We start from the raw sequence: 10,215 nt of genomic DNA on the forward strand, positions 1-10,215 counted from the left end.
CGGCGGACAGCAACTCAGGGGGAAAACTGTAACCCATGTATCCGGTTCAAACTGTTACCCATCTATCGGCTGGACACTCGGAGCGCAGCGCCGAGACGGAGCGGGGGAGCGGCGCCGGCGATTGCGCACAATGTTAGAGCACCCCTACCCTTTGCCGCCATTCGCGCCGCCTCCCCACAGCGCCCGCTGCAGCAGACCGCGCTTCTTCCTCCGCGACACAAGCTCCACATCGCTGACCAGCCGCGCACCGCCCTGGCGCCGTTCCAGCGTAATCTTGCGCGTATGAAACGCTTCCAGCTCGGCGCGGTGAGCGACACTGATGATGGTGACCTTCGGCAGTTGCTCGATCACCGTGCGCATCATCTTATCCTGGCTCTTCTCGTCCAGCGCCGAGGTCGCTTCGTCTAGCACGACGATGTCAGGGGCATGCAGCAGGAGGCGGGCGAAGGCCAGGCGCTGCTTCTCGCCGCCCGACAGCGTCTGGTCCCAGGGTGCCTCTTCCTCCAGCCGGTCCTTCAGGTAGCCAAGGCCGACCTTGTCGAGGGCGGCGGCGATCTCCTTGGTCTTCCAATTGTCGGCGGCGGCCGGATAGGCGGTGGCGCGGCGCAGCGTGCCAGACGGGATATAGGGGCGCTGCGGCAGCATGAAGAGCCGCTTGCCCGGGTGGAAATCGACGCTGCCGCTGCCCCAGGGCCACAGCCCGGCGATGGCGCGCACCAGCGTCGACTTGCCGGAGCCGGATTCGCCCGAGACCAGCACGCGCTCGCCAGGCTCGATCTCCACCTCGGTTTCCTTGACCACCGAGGTGCCGTCGTCGAGCGTCACGGAAAGGTTGTTGAGGCTGAGCATCGCGCCGTCCTCGGTCTCGCCGCGCTGGATGCGGCCGAGCGTATCGTTCGTCTCGGCGCGCTCCAGCCCGTCGAGCGACATCATCAGCGAGGCGATGCGGTGTGCCGACGCGTTCCAGTCGGCCAGGCGCGGATAATTGTCGACCAGCCAGCCGAACGCCCCCTGCACGAGGGCAAAGGCCGAGGCCGCCTGCATCACCTGGCCGAGCGACATCGAGCCGTCGAGGAATTTCGGCGCGCATAAAAGCACCGGTACCACCGGCGCGAACAGGCTGGAGCCTTGCGAGACCAGCGTGGTGCGCATATGCTGGCCGGTGAGCCGCGCCCAGCGGCCGAGTACGCCGGCGAAGGTGCGTTCGATGCCGGCGTTCTCCTCCTCCTCGCCGCCAAGCAGCGCGATGCTCTCGCCGTTCTCGCGCACGCGCGTCAGCACGTAGCGGAACTCGGCTTCCGCCTGGTTCTTGGCCTCGGAAAGCTGGACGAAGCGGCGGCCGATGGCGAACATCGAGGTCGAGGTGATGGCCGCATAGATGACCGCGGTGACGACGAGGAAGCCAGGCACGGTGATGGTGGAGCCGCCAAGCGTGAAGCTCAGCGCGCCGCCGATGGTCCACAGCACGACGATGAAGGTCGAGGCCGACAGGAAGGCGTTGAGGACGCCAGCGATGAAGTCGACTGGCGATTCCGTTGCGATGCGCAGATCCTCGGTCAGCCGCGCCTCGGGGTTGGCATGGTCACCCTTGACGAGGTTGAGCTGGTAATAGCGGCCGCTGGCCAGCCAGCGCTGGATGACCGCCGTGGTCAGCCAGGAGCGCCAGCGGCGTTGCATGGTCATGCGCAGATAGACCTGCGCGACCACCAGGCTGATGCTGCCGGCGACCAACGGCAGGAAGATGGCGCTCAGCCAGTAGACGGTGTGGGCGTCGCGCTGCTCGATGGCGTCGAAGATCGCGCGGTTCCAGCGGTTGATGCCATATTGGAAGCCGACATTGACGCAGATCAGCGCCAGAAGCCCGATCGTCAGCGGCCAGGCCAGCTTGTCGCCGCGCAGACCCCAGTAGCCGCGGCCGCTGATCCAGAAGCGCCGCAGAAGGTATTTCTTGCGCGCCCGCTCGGCTTCCTCCGGCGAAAGCGCGGGACCGGGCTCGGCGGTCTCGGGCGGCGGCGACCCGGCATGGCCGATGGCCTCCGGCGCGGCATCGGCGGGCGTCTTTTCGGGCGGGCTCTCGCCGACCGATGGCTTTGCTTGCCGCGCCTTGTCCTCTTTCAGCCTGTCGTCTGGGTTGTCTTCCTGCGCCCTCTCCGCGCGCGGCTTCAGAGCGTCACGCGGTTTCGACTGGCGCGGCTTCAACTGGTGCGGAGTCTTGGGGCGCGACGTCGCCGGGCGCGGCTTACTCGCGCCGCGCTCAATGGCGCTGTCGGCTGGTTTCGGTTTGCGTTTGGCCGGGGGCATCGCGCGACAACGGCCCAAAAATCAAAAGGTTTCATGCGGGGCCGCGCTTCACCGCCACCCGGCCCTGTCGCGGCTTCTTGCCGGCCGGATCACGATGAATGCCGATGCAGGCTTCCCGATCAGGCGGCGTTGCCGCTGCGGGGATTGCGCAGCGGCTCGAAAATGACCTCAGCGCCGGCCGCGTCGAAGGCCAGCGCGTCGCGCATCGGCAGCGCCGCCGAAAAGAGGTAGCCCTGCGCGATCATGCAGCCCAGCGAGCGCAGGATCATGCGGTCGGCGTCGGTCTCGACGCCCTCGGCCATCACCTCTATGCCCAGTGTGCGGCCAAGCCCGATGACCGCCTCGACCAGCGCCTGGTCCTCCACGGATTTCGCCAGGTCGCGCACGAAATCCTTGTCGATCTTGATCTTGCGGATACGGCTGTCCTTCAGCGACACCAGGGTCGAGAAGCCGGTGCCGAAATCGTCGAGCACGATCGATATTCCGGCATCCGCCAAATGCCCGACCTTCTCGTCGACCCGGGCGCGGTCGACCGGCGCCTCCTCGGTGATCTCAATCTCAAGCATCGCGGCCGGCACACCTCTGGCCTTCAGGCCGGTGAGGATCATGTCGTCGATATTGCCAGCCTCGAGCTCGCGCGGCGAAAGGTTCATCGCGACCCGCACGTCGCGGCGCCCCTGCCGCACCAACTCGCCGATCATGGCGCAGCAGTTGAGGAACACCGTCTCGGTCAACAACGAAAGCAGGCCGGTCTCGCGCGCGGCGGTGACGATCTCGGGTGGCGAGATGGCGCCATGGTCATCATGATGCCAGCGCAGCAGCGCCTCGAAACCGACGACCGCGCTGGTGTCGAGCCGCACCAGCGGCTGGAACCACGAGCAGAGCCGGCCTGCCTCGATCGCGCCGCGCAGGTCGCGCTCGATGCGGTTCTTGCGTTCCAGCGCGGCGTCAAGCCCGGCGTCGAAGAGGTAGTATTCGTTCCTGCCGCCGCGCTTGGCCGCATAGAGCGCGAAATCGGCCTTGAGCAACATTTCCGTCAGGCGCGGCTTTTCCGCCTGATAGATGCCGATCGACGCGCCGACGCGCACCGAGTTCAATTCCGGATCCGGATTGGCGATGGCCGCGATGATGGTGGATGCAAGCTCGCCGGCTGGCTGCCGAGACCTACCGGCGGAGAAAAGCAGCACGAACTCGTCGCCGCCGATGCGCGCGATCGTGGCACCCTGAGGGGCGTGGTCCTCGATCCTGCGCGCCACCTTGACCAAAAGGTCGTCGCCGACGGTGTGGCCATAGGTGTCGTTGACGGATTTGAAGCCGTCGAGGTCGATCAGCATGGCCACGAACGGGCCGTCGGAAAGGCCGAGCTCGTGGATGGCCTGCTCCAGGCCATAGCGGTTGAGCAGGTTCGTCAGCGGGTCGCGCCTGGAGTTGCCCTCCATCTCGGCGGCGAGCTCGCGCGCCTCGTATTTGAGGCGGCTCGTCTCGCGGAAGCGGGATTGTCCGAGCAGCGCGCTCCTGATCATGCCGCCGAGGAAAAGCAGGATCGTGAAGGCAAGCACGTAATTCTCGACGCCGCCTTTGGCCAGCACGCAGCCGGCGGCGGTGAGAAGCGGCAGTGTGATGAAGTTGATCGAGGCCGGCGCGTAGGAGGTGCCGTAGGTGACCGAACCGGCCGAAATACCGGCAAGCACGATGAGATAGAGCGGCGCCTGGCTGGTCGTGTATCCGTCGCTCAGCAGCGCCAGAAACGACCAGGCGACGCCCGAGGCCAGCGCCAGCAGGCCATAGAGGGAAAGCCGGGCGCCGACCGCCTCCGGCCTGTCGTCGGCCGCGTCCGATTGGGCGACGGCAAGCACCACGCGCGCGCCGTTTATCAAGGCGATCGCAGTAAACCACAACACCGAGGCAGGGCCGCCACCCGACAGCAACTTCACCGCCAGGATCAGGGCCGAGAGCACCGTGCCGATAGGCATCGAAATGAAGACGCCTTTGGCCAGATTGGCGAGCTGATCGCGCAGGATGCCTGCTTCCACGGCTTCGCTCCGCCCCTCGGAAGAGGGACCCGCAACCAGCCGCTCATCATGCCTTGTCATGGCCCTAGTGGTTAGGCGAGCGGGATGAAAATCGTGTTAAGGATTTCAGCGGCTTACGTCGCATTTTTCGATTGGGCCTGCCAGACAGGAGCCGTCGGGCACGGTTCTGGACATTTGCGAGCGTTACGGGTGGACAGGACGATCACACGCGCAAAAGATGCCGAGATGGAAACTCTTGGTCCGAACGATCTCCGGCTGATGCAAGGCCTCGCCCAGGACGTGACGGCGCTGCGGCCGGAACTGCTCAACGACGATGCGACCGTCGGCGAACTGGCCTGGGTCTGGGCCAAGGATTTCGATGCGTTCAGCCCCTTCTGGCGGCATCGGTTGTGGTTCGTGAACAGGCGGGTGGCGGCGTGGGGATGGGCCTGCCTGCCCCATCGCGTGCCGCGCGGCGACGGCACCGTGATCGAGGTCGAGACCGCCAATCTGATCTGGCAGACGCATCCCGACCGCGCCGCGATGCTCGGCGAAATCCTCGACTGGTACGACGACGTCGCCGGCGATGTCGACCGACTGCTGACGGTGCAATCCGCCGATGTCGAGGCGCAGCGGATTGTCGCCGCGCATGGCTACGCCTTCGATGCTGAAGCCGGCGCGGATGACGGGCCCTGGGTGCAGTTCAACACGCGGGAATTGACCGACGTGGCCGATCCGGCGCTGCCCGAAGGGTTCCGGTTCCTCGACGCCAACGACGTCCCGGCGGCCGACGCGGTCCAGGCGCATCGCCAGGCCTGGAACGCGTCGCGCTTCAACGAGGCAGCGTTCGAGCGCGTGCGGCGGACCTGGCCGTACCGGGCAGACCTGCATGTGCTGGTCGCTGCGCCCGACGGCACGCTGGCCGCGACCGCGATTATCTGGCTGGACGAGACGACGCGGACCGCCGAATTCGAACCGGTCGGCACGCATCGCGATTTTCGCCGGCGCGGACTGGGCACGGCCTTGCAACTGCACGGCATGCAACTGGCGAAAGCCGCAGGCGCCAGCCGCATGCTGGTCGCCTGCCGCGGCGCGCCGGCCGATCCTGCTGCCCGGAACATGTATTACGGCGTCGGCTTCCGCCCGATCAGCCGCGACCTGCCGCAGGTGAAGGTGGCGCGATAACCCTCGAAACCACCTGCTGCGGCGATTTTACTGACCCTCTCCTTGACCTGTTAATGTTGCGTTAGCTCGCTTGCTTTCAAAATCGTCGCATGAAAGTCGCGGACTCGACCAGTGCCAAGTTCGGTCAGCGCGGACGCGCTATCGACGCGCCGACCGCACCACCCGCCCGCGTGCCGAAAGCGGCGCGCGGCATAGGTCTCGTACTGGGCCTGATTGGCGCAACGAGCATCTTGCTGGCCGCAATGTACGCCGTGCTTTGGGTCCGCCCACAAATCGAAACGCTGAATGCGGAAACAGCCCAGACCGATCAAAAGATAATGGCGATCGTCAATCAACCGATCACCCATCTGCCCCGCTCCGGGCCGGTGGCAGAGTTCTCACCAGGCTGGTTTCATCCGGGCGCCACCAAGCCCGACTTCAACACCGTCGACATCCGCGCCACCCAGGAATTTCCCTATGAAGGCCATGTCACATCGGATGTGACACCGTCCGAAATGTTCGTCGGCAGCGAGCTCGAATTCAACGCGATGACCAAGTATTTCTACACTGACCGGAACCTGCCGAAGAAGCGGCTGTCCGACAGCGAAATGACCAAGATCGACGGACTCTATCGCGTTCTTGGACGGGACGAGCAGGCCATGACCATGCAGTGGCTGACACTCGCCGGCCTGTCCGTGCTCACAATCCTCGGGATTGCGCTGCTGTTCGAGGCTCGCCCCCTTTCGGCTGGTTGAGCGGTGAATGCCGATGCGACCCGTACTGGCATCCGCATCCATCTTTGAGGGATCGGCGCATGTCGCTTTGACCCTCCAACGGTGTCGCCTGTAAGGATGGCTCCGGCTCGACAGGAGGATCGGGATGGGTCTGAGCGCTCGAACGCGAATTGAAGCTGATCGAGTCTAGTCCCGACGCATGTTTCCGGGAACTCGCCGATGGCCTATCCGAATTGATCGGCATGGCACGGCGCGAGAAAAACCCTATCGTGTTTGTGTGACCGGCAAAGCCCAACCGGAGTCTCAGCCCATGACCCTGACCAACCGCGACCTCATCGAGTTGACGGAATGGCGCCGCAAGCTGCATCGGCAGCCGGAAATCTCCAATGAGGAAGAAAAGACAGCCAAGGAAGTCGTCGCCTTCCTCGCCGATACGGGACCGGACAAGGTGCTGACGGAACTGGGCGGCCATGGCGTGGCGGCGGTCTATGACAGCGGGCAGGCCGGGCCGACAGTGTTGTTCCGTTCCGAGCTCGACGCGCTGCCGATCGAGGAACTTTCGGGCGTCGCGCATAGTTCTCAGGTGCCGGGCAAGTCGCATATGTGCGGACACGACGGGCACACCGCGATCCTGGCGGCGCTCGGCCGTCAGTTCGGACGCGAAAGGCCGGCGCGCGGCCGCGTCGTTTTGATGTTCCAGCCGGCCGAGGAAACCGGCAACGGCGCGGCCGGCGTGGTCGCCGATCCGCGCTTTTCCGAGATCGCGCCGGACTTTGCGTTTTCGCTGCACAATCTGCCGGGCGTGCCGTTCGGCGAGGTGCGGCTGAAGGCCGGCACCGTCAACTGCGCCTCGCGCGGCATGCGCATAGTGCTCGAAGGCAAGACCGCGCATTCCTCGATGCCCGAGACCGGCATCTCGCCGATGCCGGCGGTGAGCGAGCTGATGCCGGCGCTCCCCGCGCTCGGGCGCGGCACCTTCACCGATGAGGATTTCGGCATGGTGACGGTCACCCATTGCGCGATGGGCGAAGCCGTGTTCGGCATCGCGCCCGGCTATGCCGAAGTGTGGGCGACGCTGCGCACAAGGCGCGACGAGCGCATGGCCGAGCAGGTCGCCGCCGCGGAAGCGCTGGCTGGAAAGATCGCCGCAAAGCACGGTCTCTCAGCGCGCTTCGACTACCACGAGATCTTCGTCGCCAGCGTCAACGCGCCGGACGCGGTGGAGCATCTCAACCGCGCGCTCGACGAGGAAGGTGTTGCGCGCAGCGAGGATGCGCTGCCGATGCGCGCCTCGGAGGATTTCGGCATTTTCGGCCACAATGCGAAGTCGGCGATGTTCTTCCTCGGCGCCGGCGAACGCACCCCCTCGCTGCACAATCCCGACTATGATTTCCCCGACGACCTGATCCCGATCGGCTCGCGGATCTTCATGCGCACAGCGCGCAACCTTTTGGGATGAAGCCATTCGAGCGAGGCGCCCGTCAGGCCCAGCGCCTCGCGATGGCGACCAGCCCGAGAATCAGTATCGACATGCCCAGCAGGCACACGCTGACGGCGGCAATGACCGGCGATATCTGCATGGTGGTGTTGTTCCAGATCGCGATCGACAGCGTCGAGGTCGAGGGATCGGACAGGAACAGCGCGATCAACAGGTCATCGAAGGACAAGAGGATCACGAACAGCGCCGCCGAAATGATTGCAGGCGCGATTATGGGCAAGGTGACAAGCCGGAAGGCGGTGAGCGGTGAGGCGCCGAATATCAACGCCGCCTGCTCAAGCCGCCTGTCGAAGCCTTGCAGGGTGGACGTTATCATGACCACCACGATGGGCATGATCACCACCGCCTGACCCAGCGCCAGCCCGCCGACGCTGCCGGTGATACCGAGCTTGCTGAAAAGGAAGAACAGCCCGAGGCCGACCACCACGGAAGGCAGGAGCATCGGCGAGAGGATGAGCGCGTAGAAAAGCGGCGTGAGCTTGAACTTTGCCCTGACGAGGGCGAAGGAGGCAGGCAGGCCGAATGCGAGCGAAAGCACGACGCACAGGCCCGCGACCTTCAGGCTCACCCAGAATGCCCTTAGCCATTCCGGACGTTCGACCAGTTCCTTGTACCACTGGAAGGAAAAGCCGGGCGGCGGAAAGATCAGATATCGCGCGGAGCTGAAGGAAATGGGAATGATAATGAGGATCGGCGCCACCAGGAAGATGACGACGAGGCCAACGAAGCCGTAGATGGCCCAGCGCATTATCCTGTCGGAGATTGAGGAACCGGTCATCGCTTGGCCTCCAGCGCCTTGCCCAGCCCGAACACCCGCGCATACACGAAGAACACGACGAGAGTCGTTGCGAAAAGCAGAGTGGACAGCGCCGCCGCGAACTCCCAGTTGAGCGACCTGTCGACCTGCTCGTAGACGATCATCGCGATCATCTGATCCCTGCCGCTTCCGAGCAGAGCCGGGGTGATGAAGTAACCGATCGCCAGCAGGAAGACGAGCAGCGAGCCGCCCAGCACCCCTGGCAGGCTGAGCGGGAAATAGACATGCAGGAACGCCCTGACATTGGAAGCGCCGAAGAGCCCTGCCGCGCGCATCAGTCCCGGATCGATCCCGCGGAAGACGCTGGCCAATGTGAGGACCATGTATGGCAGCAGCGAGTAGGTCATTCCGACAAGCACCGCGCCCCTGGTATAGAGCAGCGCCACAGGACCTAGGCCCAGAAGACCGAGCGCCTCGTTCAGCAGTCCTTCGGGGCTCAGGATGACCATCCAGCCATAGGTCCTAACCAGAAGGCTGGTGAAGAACGGGATCAGCGTGCAAACTGTGAGGAACAGCGACAGCGGGCGTCTGCCGGTGGCGATCAGATACGCGACGGGATACGCAAGCACCAGCGTCACCAGCGTGGTGAGCAGCGAAATCTCGAACGTGTTCCAGAGCACCCGCAGATAAATGGTCTTGGAGAAGATCGGTGCGTAATATTGCGTGGTCAGCGTTCCTTGCGTCGATCCCAGGCTGCGCGCAACCATATCGACCATCGGGTAGATGAACAGAAAGCCGATCAGCGCCAGGACCGGCAACAGCATCAGCGCATAAGAGGCTTTCGGGTTTCGAAGGCGGGCGATCGCAGACATGGGCAACTTCAACCCTATTCGGTCAGAACCGAGATATCTTCGTCGGACCATCCGACGTTGACCCGATCGTCGATCGATGGGCGATAGACCCGCCCGGTGTTTGGAACCTTGACGGACAAATCGATCCGCCCGGCACGAACCGAGTAGGACAGGCTGTCACCGGTAAATACTGCTCCGGTCACAATGCCCTGGTGGATGTGCAGGCCTTCGCTTTCCGTCCCGGATGGGAGGAGCGCGATGCGCTCGGGCCTGATTGCCAGTGTGGCGCTGCCCGGACGCGCGCGCTCGGAGCGGCCGCGGATTGCCAGCCCCTCGCCTGCGGAGGCGACGAATGAGCCGTCGGTCTTGACGTCGTCCATGTTCACTTCGATGAAGTTGGACGCGCCGAGGAACCCTGCAACGAAGCGATTTGCCGGCCACTGATACATGGTCTCCGGCGAAGCGATCTGCTCTATGCGTCCATGGTTCATCACCACGATGCGGTCCGACATCGTCAGCGCCTCATGCTGGTCATGCGTGACGTAGACGACCGTGACACCAAGGCGACGCTGTATCTCCTTGATCTCCATCTGGACCTGCTCGCGCAGGTTCTTGTCGAGCGCGCCGAGCGGCTCATCCATCAGCAGGATCGATGGACCGAACCCGATGGCGCGCGCCAGCGCCACCCGCTGCTGCTGGCCGCCGGACAATTGCGTGGGCAGCCGGTTCTCCAGCCCCGTCAGACGCACCGTTGCCAATGCTTCCGCGACCGCCGCGTCGATCTCGGAAATGCTCCTGCGCCGCATCTCCAAGGGAAAGGCGACGTTGCGCGCCACGGTCCTGTGGGGGAACAGCGCATAGTTCTGGAAGACCATGCTGAGGTTGCGGCGATATGGAG

8 protein-coding genes are annotated in these 10,215 nt (G+C 64.6%); 3 read left to right on the plus strand and 5 right to left on the minus strand.

The genetic code is table 11. From position 1 onward, the window contains the following. Positions 1–144 precede the first annotated feature (144 nt). Entirely contained in the window at positions 145–2,301 is a 2,157-nt protein-coding gene (locus FJ471_RS32905) for an ABC transporter ATP-binding protein/permease (protein WP_246684895.1), read from the minus strand. A 119-nt stretch (positions 2,302–2,420) separates the two neighbouring features. Further along, a complete protein-coding gene (locus FJ471_RS32910) occupies positions 2,421–4,334 on the minus strand; it encodes a GGDEF domain-containing phosphodiesterase (RefSeq protein ID WP_246684896.1) in 1,914 nt (637 codons plus the stop codon). Positions 4,335–4,559: 225 nt separating this feature from the next. On the opposite strand from FJ471_RS32910, the gene FJ471_RS32915 reads away from it, so the two are divergent. From FJ471_RS32915 to FJ471_RS32925, 3 genes are all read left to right on the plus strand, one after another. Then, a complete protein-coding gene (locus FJ471_RS32915; protein WP_140809829.1) occupies positions 4,560–5,498 on the plus strand; it encodes a GNAT family N-acetyltransferase in 939 nt (312 codons plus the stop codon). 89 nt (positions 5,499–5,587) lie between these two features. Then, the gene (locus FJ471_RS32920; protein WP_140809831.1) at positions 5,588–6,232 is read left to right on the plus strand and encodes a hypothetical protein; all 645 of its coding nucleotides are present in this window, start codon (positions 5,588–5,590) and stop codon (positions 6,230–6,232) included. A gap of 289 nt (positions 6,233–6,521) precedes the next feature. Continuing rightward, on the plus strand, positions 6,522–7,670 hold the full coding sequence (locus FJ471_RS32925) for an amidohydrolase (RefSeq protein WP_140809833.1): 1,149 nt from the start codon (positions 6,522–6,524) through the stop codon (positions 7,668–7,670). A 22-nt stretch (positions 7,671–7,692) separates the two neighbouring features. On the opposite strand, the gene FJ471_RS32930 is transcribed toward FJ471_RS32925, so the two are convergent. From FJ471_RS32930 to FJ471_RS32940, 3 genes are all read right to left on the minus strand, one after another. Continuing rightward, positions 7,693–8,487, minus strand: coding sequence for an ABC transporter permease (locus tag FJ471_RS32930; protein ID WP_140809835.1), 795 nt, complete (start codon positions 8,485–8,487; stop codon positions 7,693–7,695). Beyond that, positions 8,484–9,338 (minus strand): ABC transporter permease, encoded by an 855-nt coding sequence (locus tag FJ471_RS32935; protein WP_181179919.1) that lies wholly within the window; start codon positions 9,336–9,338, stop codon positions 8,484–8,486. The genes FJ471_RS32930 and FJ471_RS32935 overlap by 4 nt, the downstream gene beginning before the upstream one ends. Before the next feature lie 14 nt (positions 9,339–9,352). Next, positions 9,353–10,215: ABC transporter ATP-binding protein (locus FJ471_RS32940; RefSeq protein WP_140809840.1), on the minus strand; the 863-nt coding region annotated here is incomplete at its 5' end.

Source organism: Mesorhizobium sp. B2-7-1, assembly GCF_006440735.1.
Lineage (GTDB): Bacteria > Pseudomonadota > Alphaproteobacteria > Rhizobiales > Rhizobiaceae > Mesorhizobium.

What these genes read in the sequence shown, in the direction of transcription:
- FJ471_RS32905 (WP_246684895.1), bottom strand. Translation starts at nt 2,301, where the DNA reads ATGCCCCCGGCCAAACGCAAACCGAAACCAGCCGACAGCGCCATTGAG.
- FJ471_RS32915 (WP_140809829.1), top strand. Translation starts at nt 4,560, where the DNA reads ATGGAAACTCTTGGTCCGAACGATCTCCGGCTGATGCAAGGCCTCGCC.
- FJ471_RS32920 (WP_140809831.1), top strand. Translation starts at nt 5,588, where the DNA reads ATGAAAGTCGCGGACTCGACCAGTGCCAAGTTCGGTCAGCGCGGACGC.
- FJ471_RS32925 (WP_140809833.1), top strand. Translation starts at nt 6,522, where the DNA reads ATGACCCTGACCAACCGCGACCTCATCGAGTTGACGGAATGGCGCCGC.
- FJ471_RS32930 (WP_140809835.1), bottom strand. Translation starts at nt 8,487, where the DNA reads ATGACCGGTTCCTCAATCTCCGACAGGATAATGCGCTGGGCCATCTAC.
- FJ471_RS32935 (WP_181179919.1), bottom strand. Translation starts at nt 9,338, where the DNA reads ATGTCTGCGATCGCCCGCCTTCGAAACCCGAAAGCCTCTTATGCGCTG.